The sequence below is a fragment of the Arthrobacter sp. NPDC056691 genome, assembly GCF_042791415.1.
Classification (GTDB): domain Bacteria; phylum Actinomycetota; class Actinomycetes; order Actinomycetales; family Micrococcaceae; genus Arthrobacter.
The window spans coordinates 118,523-137,032 of record NZ_JBHTXX010000006.1; the positions used below are offsets into that span (position 1 = coordinate 118,523).

At 61.5% G+C, this 18,510-nt stretch carries 19 protein-coding genes; 3 read left to right on the top strand and 16 right to left on the bottom strand.

Features of this window, described 5'->3' with window-relative positions; translation table 11 throughout:
- Positions 1 to 31: 31 nt before the first annotated feature.
- A complete protein-coding gene (locus tag ACFRAU_RS07570; RefSeq protein WP_377999398.1) occupies positions 32 to 886 on the bottom strand; it encodes a polysaccharide deacetylase in 855 nt (284 codons plus the stop codon).
- A gap of 181 nt (positions 887 to 1,067) precedes the next feature.
- Here ACFRAU_RS07570 and ACFRAU_RS07575 point away from each other — a divergent pair, with 181 nt between their 5' ends.
- Positions 1,068 to 1,949, top strand: a complete 882-nt coding sequence (locus tag ACFRAU_RS07575) for a LysR family transcriptional regulator (protein WP_377999399.1) — start codon at positions 1,068 to 1,070, stop codon at positions 1,947 to 1,949.
- Positions 1,950 to 2,004: 55 nt separating this feature from the next.
- Here the strand turns inward: ACFRAU_RS07575 and ACFRAU_RS07580 are convergent, their stop codons facing one another.
- The 15 genes from ACFRAU_RS07580 to ACFRAU_RS07650 all read right to left on the bottom strand — a co-directional run bounded on the left by ACFRAU_RS07580 (position 2,005) and on the right by ACFRAU_RS07650 (position 16,971).
- Complete coding sequence (locus ACFRAU_RS07580; protein WP_377999400.1) at positions 2,005 to 2,247, bottom strand: hypothetical protein; 243 nt, start codon at positions 2,245 to 2,247, stop codon at positions 2,005 to 2,007.
- Positions 2,248 to 2,290: 43 nt separating this feature from the next.
- Positions 2,291 to 2,941, bottom strand: a complete 651-nt coding sequence (locus tag ACFRAU_RS07585) for an HAD family hydrolase (RefSeq protein WP_377999401.1) — start codon at positions 2,939 to 2,941, stop codon at positions 2,291 to 2,293.
- A gap of 26 nt (positions 2,942 to 2,967) precedes the next feature.
- Positions 2,968 to 3,339, bottom strand: coding sequence for a RidA family protein (locus ACFRAU_RS07590; RefSeq protein WP_377999402.1), 372 nt, complete (start codon positions 3,337 to 3,339; stop codon positions 2,968 to 2,970).
- 88 nt (positions 3,340 to 3,427) lie between these two features.
- A complete protein-coding gene (locus ACFRAU_RS07595; RefSeq protein WP_377999403.1) occupies positions 3,428 to 4,684 on the bottom strand; it encodes an NAD(P)/FAD-dependent oxidoreductase in 1,257 nt (418 codons plus the stop codon).
- Positions 4,681 to 6,135, bottom strand: a complete 1,455-nt coding sequence (locus ACFRAU_RS07600) for an NAD(P)/FAD-dependent oxidoreductase (RefSeq protein WP_377999404.1) — start codon at positions 6,133 to 6,135, stop codon at positions 4,681 to 4,683. Before ACFRAU_RS07600 ends, ACFRAU_RS07595 begins: the two co-directional genes overlap by 4 nt.
- 17 nt (positions 6,136 to 6,152) lie before the next feature.
- On the bottom strand, positions 6,153 to 7,568 hold the full coding sequence (locus ACFRAU_RS07605) for an FGGY family carbohydrate kinase (RefSeq protein WP_377999405.1): 1,416 nt from the start codon (positions 7,566 to 7,568) through the stop codon (positions 6,153 to 6,155).
- The gene (locus tag ACFRAU_RS07610) at positions 7,565 to 9,112 is read right to left on the bottom strand and encodes an amino acid permease (RefSeq protein WP_377999406.1); all 1,548 of its coding nucleotides are present in this window, start codon (positions 9,110 to 9,112) and stop codon (positions 7,565 to 7,567) included. The genes ACFRAU_RS07605 and ACFRAU_RS07610 overlap by 4 nt, the downstream gene beginning before the upstream one ends.
- 474 nt (positions 9,113 to 9,586) lie before the next feature.
- Positions 9,587 to 10,612, bottom strand: coding sequence for a ketol-acid reductoisomerase (ilvC, locus tag ACFRAU_RS07615; protein ID WP_377999407.1), 1,026 nt, complete (start codon positions 10,610 to 10,612; stop codon positions 9,587 to 9,589).
- 13 nt (positions 10,613 to 10,625) lie between these two features.
- The gene (locus tag ACFRAU_RS07620; RefSeq protein WP_377999408.1) at positions 10,626 to 11,459 is read right to left on the bottom strand and encodes a creatininase family protein; all 834 of its coding nucleotides are present in this window, start codon (positions 11,457 to 11,459) and stop codon (positions 10,626 to 10,628) included.
- A 67-nt stretch (positions 11,460 to 11,526) separates the two neighbouring features.
- Positions 11,527 to 12,339 carry a carbon-nitrogen hydrolase family protein gene (locus ACFRAU_RS07625; protein ID WP_377999409.1) on the bottom strand — a complete coding sequence of 271 codons (813 nt, stop codon included), beginning with the start codon at positions 12,337 to 12,339 and terminating at the stop codon, positions 11,527 to 11,529.
- Positions 12,340 to 12,363: 24 nt separating this feature from the next.
- Positions 12,364 to 13,158 (bottom strand): ABC transporter permease, encoded by a 795-nt coding sequence (locus ACFRAU_RS07630; RefSeq protein WP_377999410.1) that lies wholly within the window; start codon positions 13,156 to 13,158, stop codon positions 12,364 to 12,366.
- A complete protein-coding gene (locus tag ACFRAU_RS07635; protein ID WP_377999411.1) occupies positions 13,158 to 14,081 on the bottom strand; it encodes an ABC transporter permease in 924 nt (307 codons plus the stop codon). The genes ACFRAU_RS07630 and ACFRAU_RS07635 overlap by 1 nt, the downstream gene beginning before the upstream one ends.
- Positions 14,071 to 14,760, bottom strand: a complete 690-nt coding sequence (locus ACFRAU_RS07640; RefSeq protein ID WP_377999412.1) for an RraA family protein — start codon at positions 14,758 to 14,760, stop codon at positions 14,071 to 14,073. Before ACFRAU_RS07640 ends, ACFRAU_RS07635 begins: the two co-directional genes overlap by 11 nt.
- A 30-nt stretch (positions 14,761 to 14,790) precedes the next feature.
- On the bottom strand, positions 14,791 to 15,870 hold the full coding sequence (locus tag ACFRAU_RS07645) for an ABC transporter ATP-binding protein (protein ID WP_377999413.1): 1,080 nt from the start codon (positions 15,868 to 15,870) through the stop codon (positions 14,791 to 14,793).
- Positions 15,871 to 16,971, bottom strand: a complete 1,101-nt coding sequence (locus tag ACFRAU_RS07650; RefSeq protein WP_377999414.1) for an ABC transporter substrate-binding protein — start codon at positions 16,969 to 16,971, stop codon at positions 15,871 to 15,873.
- Between the two features lie 400 nt (positions 16,972 to 17,371).
- On the opposite strand from ACFRAU_RS07650, the gene ACFRAU_RS07655 reads away from it, so the two are divergent.
- Positions 17,372 to 18,139 carry a DeoR/GlpR family DNA-binding transcription regulator gene (locus ACFRAU_RS07655; protein WP_377999415.1) on the top strand — a complete coding sequence of 256 codons (768 nt, stop codon included), beginning with the start codon at positions 17,372 to 17,374 and terminating at the stop codon, positions 18,137 to 18,139.
- A 72-nt stretch (positions 18,140 to 18,211) separates the two neighbouring features.
- Positions 18,212 to 18,421, top strand: a complete 210-nt coding sequence (locus tag ACFRAU_RS07660; protein WP_377999416.1) for a hypothetical protein — start codon at positions 18,212 to 18,214, stop codon at positions 18,419 to 18,421.
- The last annotated feature ends 89 nt before the right edge of the window (positions 18,422 to 18,510 follow it).

An 18,510-nucleotide genomic window follows, 5' to 3' on the forward strand; every position in this document is an offset into this window, starting at 1 on the left:
TCAGTTTTCCTTGCATTTGAGGGGGCTGTGGTTAGTCGGTCCAGTGCGGAAGAAGGGCACTGAGGTTGGTGAACCACACACCTTCGAGTCCGGCGATGTAATCGAGAAGCTCTTCGAACATGAGCAGGTTGTGCGGCCGTCCGATTGCTTGGGGATGAATGGTGATCGAGACGAGTGCATTCGGAACCCGTGCGTAAGCGAAATCTATGTGCGCTTTCCATCGCTCGTAGATCGCCCGGGGCGACTCGAAACCGGTGCTTACGCCGGGAATGTGCTCTGTAGCCGGCCAGTCATCGAGGTACCAGGAGACAGGAAATTCAAGAAGGGAGCTTGGGTCGCCGAATGAGTTCCCGTTCTCATAGTCCAGAGTGACGGGTCTGGGCCTGTATGGCTCGAAGTCCCGCCCCATCAGGGAGGAGTCCCATTCAAATCCAAATTCTTCCAGCAGGCTCAAGGTCTGATCCGTGAAGTCCCAGGCCGGAGAACGATAGCCGCGGGGAGCCTTTCCCACAATCTGTTCGTGCTGTTTGATCTGGAGGGCAAGCAACCGCCGCTCATCGTCCTGGGTTATTTTCATGATCGGTTCGTGCCAGCAGCCGTGGGCTGAAATCTCATGACCGCTCTCGAGCACGCTTTCAAAAGCTTGCGGAAAAGTGGCCATGGTGTGCGTCGGGGTGAAGAAGTTTCCCACGACGTTGTGCCCGCGCAATGCCTCCAGTACACGGGGCAGTCCCACCAGCGCGTCGTACTCGCCGCGCGAGAGGAAACCGGGGCTGGTTTGCCCAAACGTGCCCATCCACGTTGCATGCGCATCGAAGTCCACTCCGATGTTCACCGCCAAGCGCTTGCCTTCGGGGAGCTGTAATGTCACCGCTGCCGCCTTCACTTCGTTGTGTCCCCTTGTGCAGTCGCTGCCAGTGAGGTTTTTTGAGGTTTTATGTGGATTAGTATGGTCCGGCGTGAGATGAAACACAAGTAGCCTGGCTCACGCCCTCTAAGATCAACCATTCCAGCAGGAGGGTATTCTGTCTAATGACATTTTGTCGCCAACGGTATAACTTGTTGGAATGGATAGACGTGATCTGGAGTGCTTTCTGGCGATAGCGAAGACCGGGTCGGTCAGTTCGGCCGCAGCGAAACTGCATGTGACGCAACCGGCCGTCTCAAAGCAGATAGGTCGCCTCGAAGGGGAGCTTTCGATAAGGCTCTTTCGACGTACCCCGAGCGGAATGGCCCTCACAGCAGCGGGCAGCACTCTCCTTGAGCTTGGAAACGAGGTGCTGACGCGGTTTCAACAGGCTGAAGACATCATGCGAACCCGTCACTTGGGCGTACCGTCTTTCCGCGTGGGCTGTCCTCACGCGACCGCAGAAGGAGTGCTCACACCGTTCATGGCGGGTACCGAGGCCCCCATTGCCGACCTTCATATCGTGTCAGCCGGCGAAGTGGACCAACTGCTGGACCAGGACGTCGACCTGGCGGTCAGTTCGCTGGCTCCCCCGCCTCATCGGCATCAGTTGGCGGTTGCGAAAATTCCCATCATGATTCAGTGTCTGGAACCCGAGCAGCGTCTCTTCACCCACGCCGGACGTGGGGATTTGGAGGTCCTGGCGGATAATGGGGTGATCGTCCCCCGTACCGGAGTCAGGGCAGCGGTGTTTGAAGCCACGATGGGGTTTGATCCACCGATACTCATCCGTGAGTTGTCCACAGGATCCGTCGCGCAGGCAGTGGCGGCGAGCACGCACGGTTATGCCCTCGTGACGGAATCTCAGCGCTTCGGGCTCCGTGCCACTCCCGCCTACGCAGGCGGAGAGCCGATCACGATCACGCTGTACGCGTCGTGGGACGTGCACCACTTTGCCTCTTCAGAGCTGCGGCAGTTGGCGCTGGCTCTAGGTAAATGGATGTCTGACAACCCCCCGTGGCCGGCGGCAATCGTCGGCTAAGCGCACCGCCCGACTGAATTTGGCGGGTGACCGATCCAAAGGGTCCGGTTGTGGGTCATGGATTCTGAATTGGGTGCGCGGCCCAGAGTTCGAAGCCTTCGGCTTTGTCGATATAGGTACGCAGATGGGCGCCGTCTGCCAGCAACCAAAAACCCGTACCATTCGGCATGACCTCGTCGACCTCGCCCCGGCGCAGCAGTTCGCCACCGGCATGTATCTCAACGATTTCACCGGGGGCGCGGCGCCAGTCAGTAACGCAGCAGAGAGTCATTTTTGTGTGATGAGGGTTCGAGTTCATCTGGGTTCCTTTGGACTGTGGTCGCTGCCTATCCGCGGTTCAGTCATCTGCAGCGGATGGTTTCCGTCCCCGACACGGCGGCCTGAAGCCGCTGGCGGGAGCGGGTCCCGGGGTTGACGAGGTAGGTCTTGGCTGCGGCTGCGGCCAGGGGGATGTCGGTGGCCGAGTCAGTGTAGAAGGTTGCGTCGGCGACGTTGATGCCGGCGTCTGACAGTCTGGCCACTTTCGCTGCCCCGACGTTGTGCGTGGCCATGGTCAGGGCCTGTTCATGGACGCCGAGGTTGGAGGCCAGCAGTTCGGCGTCGTGCAGCCCGACGGCGTCCAAAAAGGCGCGGGCCAGGCGTCGTTCTGAGGCCGTGACGACGATGGCCCGCCCTTGGGTGGCAGCCTCAGAGCAGCGCCCGATCATCTGGTGGTTGATGAATCCGGGTCTGGCGGCCAAGTTCCGCCCGGTCTCTGCCGCCAGCTGGGCATATTGATGGTCGTTCAGTCCTCTCAGCGCCAACGTCACGAGCCTGCGGTTCATTGAGCTTTTCAGGTCGCTTTCGGGACGGGCGGCAAGGGTGAGCAGGAAAAGCGGAACGGCCTTGAGGAGCCTGGCGGGGTGTTGCACCAGGCGACGCCCGACCAGGGAAGCCATGGTGTCTCCCCTGGTCAGGACACCGTCCAGATCGAAGAGGGTGATTGCGGTCATCGCTCTTACGTTATGTCAGTAAGCCGCTACGCGACGTATGCGTCGGCCTCGATTTCGACCACAAGGTTCGGCGCTGCCAGCGCGCTTACTTCGACAACAGCGGTCACAGGACGGATGTTACCGAAGATCTCTCCGTGGATCTCTCCTACCGCGTCAAAGTCGGCGATGTCGGTCAGGTAGACGCGGGTACGGATGACGTTTTGGAAGGACGCGCCAGCCTGTTTAAGAGCGGTTTCGATGCGGGAGTAGATTTCGCGGGTCTGCTCTGCCGCGTTGTCCCCGACGCCGCCGGAGGTGGTGCCGGCGACCACGATTTGGTTTCCGACGCGGACGGCGCGGGAGTAGCCGAGGATCGGTTCACGGGGCGAGCCGGATGAGATGTTCTGGCGTTCTGTCATTGATGATCTCCTTTATTGGGCGCCCGGGCGGTCGCCGGGCAGGTTGAAGCCGCGCCCGGATCCCTCCGGGCGCCGCGGTCTATGTGGGTTAGTCTGCGAGGCCGACGCTGACAGCGCCCGCTTTCCAGTCAATGCCACCAAGCAGGCTGGAGGGAATGCGGAAGACGCGGCCCGGTGCAGCTGGCCACAAGAGCCTTTTCTGGGCTACGACTTTTCCGTTCTGCCGCAGAACGACCTTCGGGAAGGGAACGTACTTGTCGCTCCACAGGAGCAGCCGGCGACGTGGCGGGGCCGGGTCGTTCTGGCGCAGGACTGACGGGGCAACCCACCTGAAGGGAGCTTCCGCGGTGAGCCCGACCGGTGCACCCGCAGGGCGGTTCCCGCGAAGGTATCCCAGGACGTGGTCCGCGACTGCAGCGCCGTCCAGTGCTGCCACGTCGGCCGTATCGACCGGGTGCAGCATATTGCCGATAGCGAAGACGCCGTCCTTGCTTGTCCGCAGTGCGGCATCAACGACGGGTGCCTTGCTGACCGGATCAATCTCGATTCCGGCTGCCCGGGCCAGCTCGTTGTCCGGGATCCAGTCACCGGTGAGGATGACGGTGTCGCAGTCGACGATCTTTCGTTCACCGGTGTCGAGGTTTTCAATTTCCACGCCTTCAACGTTGGGCTTTCCGATGATGCGGGTGACTTTGGTGCGGGTGGCGACCTTGGTGTTGAAGAAGATCCTGCCGGGCCCGCTGAACAGGCGGTAGGCGTCCGCCTTGGGGTATTCGGTGGTCATCAGTACTGTCTTGCACTTGACGTGCTGCAGGCTCATCGCCGCGGACCAGCTGACCAGTTCCGCGCCGACGATGACTGCTCGTTTGCCGACCTTGCCGTGCTTGAGGTGGACGATGTTCTGCAGGTGTCCGGTCGTGTAGATGCCCTGACCGCGGTCCCCCGGGATCAGGCGGGCGGGACGGGGCCGCTCCCTGGCCCCGGTGGCGAGGATGACAACGTCAGCGTCAACCCGGACCCGGCCCTCGGGCATGGTCACGTTGACGGAGCGGGCGCCGGCCCAATCGGTGACCATGGCATTGGTTAGGATCCTCGCACCGGCAGCGGCTGCCTTTTCCCGGAGGATTCGTGCGTACTTGGGGCCGTCGATGAACTTGCCCATGTCACGGATCCCGTAGCCGGGGTGATCACTGTGACGGGGGATGCCGCCGGCGAGGCTTTCGCGTTCCAGGACCAGGACTTCGCCGTTCACCTTCGGAGCGAGTTCTGCTGCGGCGCGGAGCCCGGAGGGGCCGGCGCCGATGATCAGGACGGTCGGTGTCAGGACGGTGGCGGGGGTGCTCACTTGTTGGCCTCCATGGTCGAGAGTCGGGTCTTGCTGTCATTGCTCTCCGGGAGTCCTACGTTTTCGCCGCGGCTGTCGAGCATTTCTTTGACCTCGGCTCCGCAGAAGAAGCCCTGGCAGCGGCCGTTCTGGGCGCGGGTCCGGCGGCGGAGCCCGTCCAGGGTGCAAGGCGGGATCGGGGAGCTGAACGTGTCGCGGATTTCCCCGGCGGTGACGCGTTCGCAGAAGCAGACGATTTTCCCGTATGCGGGATCTGCCGCGATCCGCGCAGCGTCCTGGTAAGGGCGGAGGTAGGCTTCGCCAATATTGGGCATGTGCGGCGGTTCCGGCAGGTCATCGCGCTCGATGAGTTCAATCGCGCCGGACTCCTCGAGCAGCTGGTCGATGTATTCCGCGACGGCGATTCCGGAGGTCAGTCCGGTGGAGCGGATACCGCCGGCGATGACGTACCGCTGCCTGGTGTCCAGGTCGATGAGGTAGTCGGGCTGGTCGCTGGCTGCGCGCAGCCCTGCATAGGTTGCGGTGACTTCTTCGTGCAGCAGCTTGGGCATGATGTTTTCGCCCTTGCCTTTGAGGAATTTGAAGCCGTTTTCGGATGTGCCGGTGTTGGTGCGGTCCTCGAGGTCTTCGGCGGTGGGTCCGAGCATGACGTTGCCGTAGATGGTTGGGCTGACCAGGACGCCCTTGCCGAGAGCTGTCGGAACGGGCAGAACGATTTTGTCCACCAGCGGTCGGGCCTGCTTGTCGTACACGAGCAGCTCGCCGCGGCGCGGTGTGATGTGGATGCGGTCGTAGCCGAACATTTGGTCAATGGCGTCGCCGCCCAGGCCAGCGGCATTGATTACCCAGCGGGCAGAAATGTGGTCGATGCTGGTGTGAATGATGGTTTCGTCGTCGTGCACATCGAAGCCTTTGACCCAGCGGCGCAGCAGGAGTTCCGTGCCGCGTTGGACTGCGTCGGTTGCCAGGGCAAGGTTGGTGGTCCAGGTGCAGATAATGGATTCGTCCGGGACGGACAGCCCGGCCAGGGCCCCTTCACCGAGGTGTGGCAAGAGTCGGTAGATCTCGGCAGCATCGATAATTTCGGTCTGGGCGTAGCCGTTCTTTTCGGCCTTTTCCTTCAGTCCCGGAAGCGCGTCACGCTGTTCCTCGTTCCAGGCGACGAGGATGGCACCGGTGTGCTCAATAGGGATGCCGGTTTCCTTGGCGTACTGCGAGAGGAGGTGGTAGCCCTCGTGGACCATCCTGGACTCCAGGGTGCCGGGCTTGGCGTCGAACCCGGTATGAAGGATTGCCGTGTTCGCTTTGCTGGTGCCGTCGCCGACGTCCTCGCGGGCGTCCAGAAGCGCGACGCTGAGCTGGTACGCGGCCAGCTTTCGTGCGATGGCTGAGCCGACGATGCCGGCGCCGATGACAGCGACGTCGTAGGTCTTGGTCTGGGTGTTGTTCATCTGGGTTTTCTCCTTCGTCACCTTGTTGCCTCGACGGCGGATGACCACCGTGCGCGGAACTCGGCTGCTTCGTCTGCAGACCATTTCGGCTCGTATACAGTGCTGGGGCTCCACGGGACCACTGCGTCCTGGAGTGTGCGGGACGGGTCCAGTGCCACCCTTGCCAGCGCTGCTGCGCCCAGGGGCGTCGCGTGCTGGGACGGGTAGACATCGATCCCGATTTGCATGAGATCGGCGACGGCCTGCATCAGGACCCGGCTTTGCGTCAGTCCGCCGTCCACGCGCAGCCGTTGGAGCGGCCGGCCGATGTCCGAAGCCACCAGTCCACCAAGCTCGGCGACCTGCGCGGCGATGCCTTGGAGGACGGCGAGCACGATGTGCCCTGGACCGGTGGAAAGGGTCATCCCGGTGAGGGATGCCTTGGATTCAGGGCTCCACCAGGGCGCGGCCAGTCCCGCGAAGGCCGGTACGCTGAACACTCCTTCTGAGTCCTTGGCAGCCACAATGTCCAGCTCCGGGGCGGCCTTGATAAATCCGAGCTGCTGCAGCCATCTGACGGCGGAGGCCGCGGTGTAGACCTGCCCGTCGAAGCAATAGGTTGGTTCGTCTTTGACGGTCCAGGCCACCGAGGCCGCCAGTCCTGCCGAGGAACGGAGCGCCCCTTTGCCCGTGTTGGCCAGCAGGAACGCTCCGGTGCCAAACGTGCATTTCGCTTCTCCGGGGGCAAGGCAGTTCTCCGCCAAAAGGGCAGCCTGCTGGTCCACGATGAGCCCGCCCACTGCCATGATGCCGCCGAAAGCGGTGGTGGATCCGGCGATGGCATCCGAGGGAAGGATTTTTGGGAGCTGCTCGTCACCGAGTTCAAACAGGTCCAGCAGCTCCCGGTCCCATTCGGTGCTGTCCAGGCTTGTCGTTAGGGAACGGCTGGCCGTACTGACGTCCGTGACGAACTCACCGGTCAACTGATGGATCAGCCAGCTGTCTGAGGTCGTTACGACGCCCTCGCGGGTGACGTTCTTCCTCAGCCATGCCTGCTTGGGAGCTGAGAAATACGGATCCAGGACCAGGCCGGTGCGCTTGGCGAAGTCCTCCTTGCGGTCCACCAGGCCGGCGCAGACGCTCTCGGCGCGGCGGTCCTGCCACACGATCATGTTGGACAGGGGCTTGCCGGTGGCCGGGTCCCAGGCCAGGACTGTCTCGCCCTGGTTGGCGATGGTCACGATGTCAATCAGTGCACCGGACTGGGCGACGGCCGCCCTTCCGGCCTGCAGGACTGAATCGAGCAGTTCCTGGGGATCCTGTTCTACGCCGCTGCCGGGAAGGTAGTGGGGCCGGACTGGCTGTTCTGCCAGGCCAAGGATCTTGCCGGCGTCGTCGACGACCACGGCTTTGGTTCCGGAGGTTCCCTGATCGATGGAAAGTACGGTCGTCACTTTCGGTGCGTCCTTTCGGTGTGCTGTGCGTCGGCATCAAGCTCTGCGTCGATGGAGTGCAGGTCGGGCATGGCGAGTCCGGAGGGACCGCCGCGTCGGATGAGCAGGAAGACCAGATAGACCGCGCCGATGGCCACCATGATCGCGACATACAGCCAGGAGTTGATGAAGGACGCATCACGGAAGATCAGGAGCATGAAGATCAGCCAGACCGAGGCCAGGACAATGACAGGTACTTCGAACTTACCCAGCGTAAATCCTTTGCTGGGGGGAAGGCTTTTGCGCTTGACGATGTACAGCAGAACGGTGGATGCGTAGATAACAGCCGGGAGGAGCGTCGCTGCTGCGAAGAGGCTGAACAGGGCATCTGTCTGGAAGGCGAAGAGTGCCAGGATCAGTTCACCGAGGGCGAACATCAGGCCGGTGGCGGCCGTGGGCGTTCCGAAACGCGGTGACACCTTGTGCCACAGCACGTGCCCCGGGAATCTGCCGTCCCGGGACATGGCCCAGACGAGCCGCACACCGGTCATCAGGATCACCATGCCGCAGGCGAAGATCGCGACAACCACCATGACCAGCAGTGCGGTGCCCACGACGGGTCCAAGGACGCGGTTGATGACGTCGGCGACCGGGGTTGCGGATTCGGCCAGGGCTACCGGGTCCCCGGCCAGCAGAGTGATGGCAAGGAGGAAGAAGAACCCAAGGATGCCGGAGGCCAGTACAGCCTGCCACATGGCACGGGGTACGACCCGGGCGGGATCCTTGGTCTCTTCTGCGAGGTTGGCGGCAGATTCGAATCCCACGATCGTGAAGGCGCCCAGCAGTGTGCCCAACATCCAGGGTCCGACCGTGGTCACTGTGCCGAAGTCAAAGTAGTTTTCAGCCGGCAGCGCGCCGGTCGAGAAGAGGTTGGCGAAGTTAACTTCCTTGGCCACGACCCCGACGACGATCAGGAGGACCACGAGCAGGACCATGCCGATGAGCTCAGCCGTGACAGCGACGTTGTTGACGCGCTCGGTCCACTTGGTGGAGAACGCGACCAGCAAGGCCTGCGCTGCCAGGACGAGGCTGGTGATGAACCAGGCGTTGCCGGCATTGCCTTCATAGCCCAGAAGGACAGGGAGCACTGTTGAGGCGATGGTGTAGTCGACTGCGACGACGACAATGGCCAGAAACGTGAACGATATCCATCCCATGATCCAGCCGAGCACAGGATTGGCCAGCCGGGACATCCACTGGTAGGAATATCCGGTTACGGGGATACGGGCTGCCAGCGAGCCGAAGATCAGCGCGACCATGAGCTGTCCGACGATGACAAGGGGCCACGTCCAGATGCCCGCAGGACCGGAACTGTTCAGGACGGCACCGTACGTCGTAAAAATGCCGGTGGCAATAGAAACGAAAGCGAACGCAACAGCGAATGAGGCGAACTTGCCGGTTCCCCGCTTCATCTCCTGCTTGTAGCCGTACTCGGCAACGTCTACTCCGGCACCTGCACTTGCGCCCGAGGCGGTGGAACTGTCGGACAAGGGGTGGTGGGTCATGGGGACGGATCTCCTTCGATGGTTGTCCCGGATATTTGTCGGCCTCTGGCCGACTTCCAAGCTGCTGCCTTGTGTGGATTTACGAGGATTCTTATGGAAAATTATGGCTGAACCAGCATTCCGCGTCAAGCCCTAGCTGTAGCCCTCGTCACATCAGCGTCCGGATTTCGTTGACTGGCCACCTTTTAAGCCATGCCGGGGCATTCCCACGCGATGGAACGGGAACTTCAGGTGAGGGCCATTTCCACAAAATGGCACATTTTCCGTGTGGAAAGTCTGAATCCTGCGCCCGTGGTGCGGCCCGTGTCCCAAGCGCAGGCAATGATGAACGGCGCGACTGCGGCAACGGTTTGCGATCTTTACGGGACGTCGGTGAGGATCCTTCGGCCTCCCACGACTGTCTTAATTGGGCGCAACACAAAACGCCATGCCCCGCTCCAGTGAGCGAGGGCATGGCGTTTGCACGTCAGGTAGTTATCGGGCGACCGAGCCTTCAGTGTAATCGTCGTCTGTGCGGGCCCAAGCGAAGAGCCTACGCAGGTCCCGGCCGGTTTCCTCGATCGGGTGTCCTTCTTCCTCTTTGCGAAGGGCGGCAAATTCGGGGGCGCCGGCGTCCTGGTCTTCGATAAAGCGCCTGGCGAAGGTGCCGTCCTGGATGTCAGCGAGGACAGCTTTCATGTTCTCCTTCACCTGCGGGGAGATGACCCGAGGCCCGGAAACGTAGTCGCCGAATTCTGCCGTGTCCGAGACGCTCCAGCGCTGCTTGGCGATGCCGCCCTCGACCATCAGGTCAACAATGAGCTTCACTTCGTGCAATGTCTCAAAGTAGGCCACCTCCGGCTGGTAGCCGGCTTCCGTCAGGGTCTCGAAGCCGTACTGAATGAGGTGGGAGATGCCGCCGCATAGAACAGCCTGCTCACCGAAGAGGTCCGTCTCGGTTTCTTCGGTGAAGGTGGTTTCGATGACGCCGGCGCGGGCTCCGCCGATTGCCTTAGCGTAGGCCAGGGCCAGTTCCTTGGCTTTGCCGGACGCGTCTTGCTCGATGGCGATCAAGGCTGGAACTCCGCGGCCGGCTTCGAATTCGCGGCGCACAATGTGGCCCGGCCCCTTGGGTGCCACCAGAGCTACGTCGACATCTGCCGGAGCCTTGATGTAGTTGTAGCGGATGTTGAAGCCGTGGGCGAAGAACAGGGCGTCGCCAGCCTGGAGATTTGGGGCGATGTGCTCTGTATAGATGTGTCGCTGGACCTGGTCCGGGGCCAGGATCATGATCAAGTCTGCCTCGGCAGCAGCGTCGGCCACACTCAGGACACGCAGTCCCTCGGCTTCGGCCTTGGCCCGGGACTTCGAGCCCTCCTTAAGGCCGACGCGGACGTCGACGCCGGAATCGCGCAGGCTCAGCGCGTGGGCGTGGCCTTGGGATCCGTACCCGATGACAGCTACAGAGCGGCCCTGGATGATGGAGAGGTCGGCGTCGTCTTCGTAAGACATTTCAGTCATTGTTGTTCTCTTTTCAACGTGCGGTGGTGGAAACTGAGAGGCGGGACTCCGTACGTACGGCGCTTTCGCCTGCGTGGTCGGTAGTGCTCCCGGCAGTGTTCCGGTCATATTCCCGGACATAGTCAGTGCAGAATCCGATGACACGGTCGATCCAGGCCTGTCCCATTTCCGGGGAGGATTCGCTGAAGTCACCGGTGACACCGGAGGGGCAGATGTCAGAAAAGTCCCAGAAGATTTCGCCCGGAAGTCCGTGGGGCGGTATGGATGCCTGGATATAGCTGGCAGGGGTCCAGCCCTGGAACCGGGTAAGTTCCGGGGTGACCGCCTTCTCCATATGTACTTCTTCCGGGAACATCGCCATCATCGCTGACAGTTCAGGTTCTGCTCCGTGGCCGTAGACCCGGTCAGGATCCTTATACAAATCACGCATCAGCGAATATCCAAGACCCCAGGGGTATAGCCGGCCCACGAGAATGCCGAACCGGTCTTTCAGCTCGAACGCTGCGGCCGCCGTCGCCCCGAGGTTCCCGCCGTTGCCGTCCACGAGGACAATCCGCCGGAACCCGTGCCTCACCAGTTCGGAGCCAACTGCAACTACCAGGTCGGTGAGGAGTTGCTGCGGCAGGCTGATGGTGCCGGCATATCCACGGAGATTATGTGAATGCCCATAGGGGATGGTCGGGGCAACGATAGCCCCCGTTGACGCGGAGACGACTTTGGCTACGTGGTCGGCCACCAGTGCGTCCTCGTCCAGCGGGAGGTGCGCTCCGTGCTGTTCGATGGCGCCGATGGGCAGCAGTACCACGGGGTTTTCGTCAACGGCAGCCGCCGCGTCTGTCCAGCTCATGGCTCCGAGCAGGCGGGCGCCGCAGTTGGAACGGTCTTCGAAAAGCCTGCCTCTGGGTTGCGTTGGCTCAGACATTGACCGCACGCTCCACAACCGAAAAACGGCGGTGACCGAGAACCGGCACCGTCTGCCGGACCTCAGTTACCCGTTCATTGCTGACCTTCGAGGAAATAACTCCCGGATGCGGTCCCGCGGCGGCGGTGACGACACCGAAGGGATCAATGATCGCCGACTGGCCGATGCACACCGGCCCCGTCTGGCCGGAGGCAACTACATATACCGTGTTCTCCAGGGCGCGGGCGCGAAGCAGCGTCCACCAGTGATCCTCCTTCATCGGTCCTGCCACCCACGCGGCGGGCAAGGCAATGACGCTGGCCCCGGCGTCGGTGACCCGGCGGGCCGACTCAGGAAAGCGGAGGTCGTAGCACGTCATGAGGCCGACCGTGATGCCGTCCACCGTGAAAGTTGCCGGGTCAGTAATGACACCCGGTTCGACGGCATCTGATTCGCGGTAGCCGAAGGCGTCGTACAGGTGAACCTTGCGGTACTGGGCGGCGAGTCTTCCCTGATCATCCACCGCAATGACTGTGTTGTGGACCTTCCTGAGGTCGGGGACGCTTTCAGTCATCCCGATGACGATCCAGATGTTGTGGGTCCGGGCAGACCGGGCGATGAACTGAACGAAATCACCTTCGAGGGACTCTGCGATGGGAAACAGATCCGTGGATGAATCAGGATGGCTGTACATGGCGTTTTCAGGAAGAACAACCAGGCGCGCGCCCTCGGCCGCAGCCTGTTCCACCAATGCCGTGATGCTGTCGCGATTGTCGTGTTTTTCGGGTGTTGCAGGGAACTGCGCCGTGGCAATTCGGAGGCTCATGACTGCTCTTTCTTTTGGATCATGCTAGGTAAGGACTCGACGAAGACCGATGATGCGTTCGATGACAACGACGATGACGAGGCTAAGCACGATCAGCAATGTCGAAACGGCGGCTAGTTGAGGATCGGTCCTGGTCTGCACGTAATCAAACATCGCGATGGGCAGTGTCCTGACGCGGCTTGAGACCAGGAAGAGGCTGACGACAGCTTCATCGAACGTTAGAAGGAAGGCCAGGACCACACCTGACAAGACGCCGGGGATGATGAGAGGCAACGTGACGGTCCTGAACACCGTGAGGGGAGGCGCGCCAAGAGTCTGGGCAGCTTCTTCACATCTTGCGTCCATGGTGGTCAGGCTGAGCAAGGTGGTGCGGATGACGTAGGGGATCACAAGTCCGGCATTCGCGAGGATGAGGCCCTGATAGGTCCCTTTGAGGCCGAGGGGACTAAAGACCAGGAGGAGTCCGAGACCGACCACGATAGCCGGTACCAGAAGGGGCGCGAGGAAGAAGCTCTCCACCGCGGTCTTTCCACGGAATTTTCCGCGGGCGATTGCCATGGCCGCAGGGATGGACACAGCCGCTGCAAGGAGGGAGGCGCCGCCGGCAACCATCAGGCTGACTTGGAAGGCACCCTTGAAATCACGATTGGCAAACAGGGTGGCGTACCACTTGAAGCTCCAGCCGGTTGGCGGGAATTTCAGAATGTTGTCGGCGGAGAACGAGATGACAACAGTGATCAAAATTGGTGCGAGGAGGAAGAGAAATATCAGGGTGACGCCGGCCCGGATCAGCCAGCGGTTGAGAGCCTTGGTTTTCATTAGCTGCGGTTCCAGTCGAGGCGGGCCATCAGTCGCTGGTAGCCCACAAGGACACCGGCGAACAGGGCGATGAGTATGAACGAGATGGCCGAGCCCAGGGGCCAGTTCAGCGACTGGACAGCCTGGTCATAAATCTCGGTGGCCAGCAGGAACACCCGTCCGCCCCCGACAAGGGCCGGCGTCACGAACGAACTGATGGTGAGCACGAAAACCAACAGGCACCCTGTGAGGATCCCCGGCAGCGTGAGCGGGAGTATTATCCGGAAGAAAGTCCTCACAGCGTTGCCTCCGAGGGTGGCCGAAGCTTCCAGCACCGCATCATTGAGCCGGGACGAGCCGGTGGCGACGGTGAGGATCATGTAGGGCATCAGGATTTCGGTGAGGGAGATCGCGACACCCAGCTCGTTGTTTGCCAGCTTCAGGGGTTCTGAAATAAGTCCCATGCCCGTCAGCGCCGAGTTGACGATGCCACGGTCTCCGAGAATTGCCATCCATCCGAATGTCCTGACCACTGCGCTGGTGAGCAACGGAGCCAGGGCCAGGACCAGAAGCAGACTCTTGAATCTCGATTGCGTGCGCAGCAGAAACAGAGCTAGCGGATAGCCCAGGAGGAAGGCGCCGGCCGTGACGACGACGCCCAGGCCGAGGGTGCGCCAGATCAACTCGAGATTGAACGAGGCTTCGAAAAATGTCGAGTAGGAGTTGAGGCTCACGCCCTCCTGAATGAGCCCGCCCGGAAGAGCAGCATTGAACGACATCCGCAGCAGCCAGGCCAATGGGACACCGAAGACGATACCGAGCAGGATCAGCCCGGGAGCCAGCTTCAGGAACGACGTCCAGGACTTGCCCTTGGCCTTAGGCTTCCCGCCCTCAGGTGGCAGGACAGTCCTGGGCGCGTCCCGGAGGATTACCTCATTGGACATTGCTGTCCACCAGACCAAGGGCGTCCGCCAGGACGCGGTTGGCGATGGTGACGTCCGGCAGCGGGACACCCTCGTCAAGCTTCCTGAGGAGTTTGCCCTCGTTCGCGTCAGAGTCCAGTGCCGTGTCGATCAGCTCCGCGGCTTCCCGGGCGGAGATGGCCAGCACGCCGTTGTCATCAGCGAGGATGATGTCCCCGGCGGACACAGCGACGTCACCGATGACCACGGAGACATTCACGCCGCCCTGGGCGATGCCCAGCAGTTTCGTGGTCAGGAGGCTCGTGCCGCGGGCAAAGACCGGGATACCGATCCTGGCGACCTCAACGACGTCGGTCATGACCCCATCGATGAGGATCGCCGATGCCCCAGCGACCTTGGCCGCATACGCGACGACTTCGCCAACAGGAGCATGCCGGCGGTCACCGCCTGTGCTGACCACCAGAACATCGCCTGGTTCCACCAGGGCAACGGCACGATGCATCAGCGAGGAATCGATTCCTGGGATGTGGACGGTGACGGCCCGGCCAACGATCTTACTGCCGTGGAGGTGGGAACGGATCCCCGAGTCGACGAAGCCGCGCTCATGGAAGTGGCCAAGGGTGGGATAACTGACCCGTCGAAGTTTCTCCAGCAGGTCGGCGGCGATGGGCTGCCCGTTCGGATTTTCGATTATGGACATGTGTCAATCCTTAAAAATTGTGGGTGTTGCTCAAGCGGCGATGAAGTGCACGCAGTCGGTGGTTGTGCCGATTGCGGCGTCCGAGCCCACCGGCAGTGCCGGAGCTCCGTCAGCGAACATCTGCACTTTCAGGAGGTTGGCTCCAGCTTCGACCTCGTACTGGACGGTGTCGCCGAAGTAGACGGACGAGCGGATCCGGGCCGGGATGTCTCCAGGACGGGCCGCAGGCCGTACTTCAAGCTGGTGCGGCCGGATCATGGCCGTCGCCCCGTCACGGTATTCACCGGAAACGCGGGGAACGGCCAGCCGTCCGGCGCCCGGCAGTTCGATCATGCCCGCGCGGCCACCGTCAGGGATTACCCGGACGTTCTCTACGAGATTTGCCTGTCCTACGAATTCGGCAACAAAGCGCGTTGCCGGACGTTCATAGATTTCCGTTGGGGACCCGAACTGCTCGAGCTTTCCCTCGGACATGACTGCAATTTTGTCCGCCATCGTCAAGGCTTCGCCCTGGTCATGGGTGACAAAGACGGAAGTGATCCCCATCCTTTGCTGGATGCCACGGATCTCGTTGCGCATCGCATCGCGCAGTTTCGCGTCCAGGTTGGACAGGGGTTCATCCATGAGGAACAGCTGAGGATTGATCACGATTGCCCTCGCCAGGGCAACGCGCTGCTGCTGCCCGCCCGAAAGAGCCGTGATGCGCCGGTCCGCCAGGTGGTCCAGGCGGACAAGCTTCAGGGCTTCATTGACGCGGGTGGCGATCTCTGTCTTGGGTACACGTCGCATCTGCAGGCCGTAGGCAACGTTGGATTTTACGTCCAGGTGTGGGAAGAGCGCGTAGCTCTGGAACACCATGCCCACTGAACGTTTATGGACCGGGGCGTGGGTGATGTCTTTGCCGGCCACCCTGACGGTTCCGGACGTCGGGTCAATGAGGCCGGCGATCATGCGCAGCGTTGTGGTCTTGCCGCACCCCGACGGGCCGAGCAGAGCCAGGAATTCGCCTTCTGCCACGCTGAGGGAGACGTCTCCAACTGCGGGTGCAATTCCCTCTTTGTAGCGCTTTGTGAGTGAACTGATTTCGAGATACCCAGGGGTGCCTGTCATTTACTTCGCACCCACAACTTCTGTCTTCAACCGGGTAGCCCAGGTGTCGCGCTGGGAGACCATGACATCCCAGTTCGGCGCAATGATCCGGTCGGCCTTTGCCGGGTCAGCAACAGGGATCTTGGTGAGGATGTCCGCGGGGAGTTTGGCTTTGGTGTTGGTGGGGGCGTATGACATGAGTTTGGAGAATGAAGACTGGGCATCAGCGCCGAGGGCATAGTTGATGAACGCCTGCGCTGCCGCGGGGTTGGGTGAGTCCTTGACCAGGTTGAGCGTGTTGATCTGGAGAATTGTGCCTTCCTTGGGCAGGACAGCCTTCATCGCACCGTTGGAGTCATCCGCGAAAAGCTGCGCCCGGGCGTTCCAGCCGACACCGTATGAGGCGTCGCCGCTCTGCACCATGGTGTAAGGGTCCGGCTGGGGATTCCAGGTCTGAACGCGGGGGGAAAGCTTCGCCAGCTTGGCGATGCCCGGATCGACTGACCTGGTGTAGTCCCCGCCCTCCATCTTGGTCGTGATTGCGGTCAAACCGACGGTGCTCGTAAGGTCCGGCGGGCCGATGATGGCGATCTTGCCGGCGGCAGCGGGATCCTCCCACAGGGCTTCCCATGACTGCGGTTCACTGGAAACGGCCTTGGTGTTGTACATCAGAGCCACGCTGTCAAAGGTCACGCCCGCTCCCAGGTTGCCGTCGACCTTGGCTTTGGGGTCCAGGTCGGCAAGGTTCGGAACAGCTGCGGGGTCGAGCGCCTGGAAGATGCCCTCTTTGTTCGCGGTACGGGCCACGGCGTAATCCAGCAGGGAGACGTCAACGCTGGGATTGGCCTTCTCTGCCCGAAGGGAGGCCAGTGACTCGGCGCTGGTGCGGGCCTGCACGAACGAGATGTTCAGGTCGGGGTGAAGCTTTTGGAAAGGCTCTACGACGGCTTTGACGTAGTTGTCCTGGAAGACACCCGGATAGATGCTGAAGACCAGCTCGCCGGACACATCGTTCCCGTTGCCCGATGATGCGGAAGGCGAGCCACCGCATGCGGTGAGGGCAAAAGCAGGAAGAGCGAGAAGAGCTACGCCCTTGAGCAAACGCAGTTTGGTTGTTGACAATGCATTCTCCTGAGATGAGTTGGTGGTGCAACGCTGATGAGCGATGTCCGAAAACGTGGAGTTTTGTGGATATCAGTGTGAGGCTGTGGAAGTCTGTGTGTCAAGGGTTACATCAAACTGTGACGGCGACCATCGGCATCAGCCTCGGCTGCAGGTCTGCCGCGATAGATGAAAAAGCCCGAAATGGCGCGGGAATGTCAACGGTCCCCGCCGGTACGCGAGAGAGAATTTGCAGGCCCGGCGCTGCTCCGCGAGGGGTTCCCGCCCGACCCGCCGCCGCCGTTCAGGAGTTCATTCGGTCATTCGTGGTCACGAAATCAGGCTTCAGCATTGCGGATATTGGTGCAATTATCCATACTTGGAAGCATGAATCCACGAAAAACCTCACAAGCGGGCAACGATGCTCGTAGCTGAACGGCACCGGCAGATCGTGCACAGGCTCCACGGGACCGGGGTGGTGAGCACGGAGGATCTCGCATTATCGCTTTCTGTTTCCAACGAGACCATCCGACGGGACCTTGCGTTGCTGGAGAAGCGTGGTCTGCTCTCACGTGTACACGGTGGGGCAACCGCTCCCCTGCCCTTGCCGCCAGGGGAAGAACCATCCTTTGCAGAACGCGCCAAAGTTGCCAGCCACGCCAAGGAACGAATCGGGAAAGCTGCTGCCGCGCTATTGAAACCTGGCCAATTCATCGTCCTGGACGTCGGAACGACAGCTCTTAGCCTGGCCCGTGCAATACCCCTTGACTATCGTGGCACCGTCGCGACCAGCTCACTTCTGGTTGCCGTCGAACTCTCCAACCATCCCAACCTGGTTGTCCACGTAGCCGGCGGCAGGCTACGTGGCGGGGACATGGCACTGTCGAATTCGAACGCCCAGACCTTCTTCAGAGACCTTCATCCCGACATTGCCTTCCTCAGCTCCGGCGGGATCGACGCCGAGGCAGGCCTGACAGGCTACTACCTTGAAGAGGCTGCGGTCCGGAGGGTCATCATTCAGAACTCGGCAATCTCATACGCCCTCGCGGATGCAACGAAGTTTGGCCGGATAGCACGGCACCGCGTCGTCGGCTTTCAAGACCTGACGGGGCTCATTACCGACGCGGAGCCGCCGGCAGACATACGGGAAGCCCTCGAACAGAACAAGGGCGTTGCCGTCATTGCCTAGGCCCGGCGTTGCCGCCTGCCACGCGGGCATCCAGCAGCTCGTCGCTCACACAACTAATTTCGAGGAAGAAGCATGATCCAAGCACCTAACCTCATCCGGCGTGTCTCGGTTACCGATGCGGGCATGCTTGACGATTTACTCAACTCAGCGGTGGAGAGCCTCATTCCCGATGCCCTGGCACTCAGCGAAGGTATCAGGGTGACCCGAACAGGGCCTGGCGACTACACCGTCGAAACTACCCCTGACGTTACTTGCGGTTACACGATCTGCGAGGCGCATTAGACCAGCAGGTCGTGGACCCAGCACCCTGCCCGCAGGTGCAGCCGCGAAACCGCCGATGTCGGATGGTCGTCATGTGCCAGGGAAAATCA

Bases quoted from the DNA above. Each gene is read 5' to 3' on its own strand.
- ACFRAU_RS07575 (WP_377999399.1), top strand. From the start codon at position 1,068: ATGGATAGACGTGATCTGGAGTGCTTTCTGGCGATAGCGAAGACCGGG.
- ACFRAU_RS07580 (WP_377999400.1), bottom strand. From the start codon at position 2,247: ATGAACTCGAACCCTCATCACACAAAAATGACTCTCTGCTGCGTTACT.
- ACFRAU_RS07585 (WP_377999401.1), bottom strand. From the start codon at position 2,941: ATGACCGCAATCACCCTCTTCGATCTGGACGGTGTCCTGACCAGGGGA.
- ACFRAU_RS07590 (WP_377999402.1), bottom strand. From the start codon at position 3,339: ATGACAGAACGCCAGAACATCTCATCCGGCTCGCCCCGTGAACCGATC.
- ACFRAU_RS07600 (WP_377999404.1), bottom strand. From the start codon at position 6,135: ATGAACAACACCCAGACCAAGACCTACGACGTCGCTGTCATCGGCGCC.
- ACFRAU_RS07610 (WP_377999406.1), bottom strand. From the start codon at position 9,112: ATGACCCACCACCCCTTGTCCGACAGTTCCACCGCCTCGGGCGCAAGT.
- ilvC (WP_377999407.1), bottom strand. From the start codon at position 10,612: ATGACTGAAATGTCTTACGAAGACGACGCCGACCTCTCCATCATCCAG.
- ACFRAU_RS07620 (WP_377999408.1), bottom strand. From the start codon at position 11,459: ATGAGCTGGACAGACGCGGCGGCTGCCGTTGACGAAAACCCCGTGGTA.
- ACFRAU_RS07625 (WP_377999409.1), bottom strand. From the start codon at position 12,339: ATGAGCCTCCGAATTGCCACGGCGCAGTTCCCTGCAACACCCGAAAAA.
- ACFRAU_RS07630 (WP_377999410.1), bottom strand. From the start codon at position 13,158: ATGAAAACCAAGGCTCTCAACCGCTGGCTGATCCGGGCCGGCGTCACC.
- ACFRAU_RS07635 (WP_377999411.1), bottom strand. From the start codon at position 14,081: ATGTCCAATGAGGTAATCCTCCGGGACGCGCCCAGGACTGTCCTGCCA.
- ACFRAU_RS07640 (WP_377999412.1), bottom strand. From the start codon at position 14,760: ATGTCCATAATCGAAAATCCGAACGGGCAGCCCATCGCCGCCGACCTG.
- ACFRAU_RS07645 (WP_377999413.1), bottom strand. From the start codon at position 15,870: ATGACAGGCACCCCTGGGTATCTCGAAATCAGTTCACTCACAAAGCGC.
- ACFRAU_RS07655 (WP_377999415.1), top strand. From the start codon at position 17,372: ATGCTCGTAGCTGAACGGCACCGGCAGATCGTGCACAGGCTCCACGGG.
- ACFRAU_RS07660 (WP_377999416.1), top strand. From the start codon at position 18,212: ATGATCCAAGCACCTAACCTCATCCGGCGTGTCTCGGTTACCGATGCG.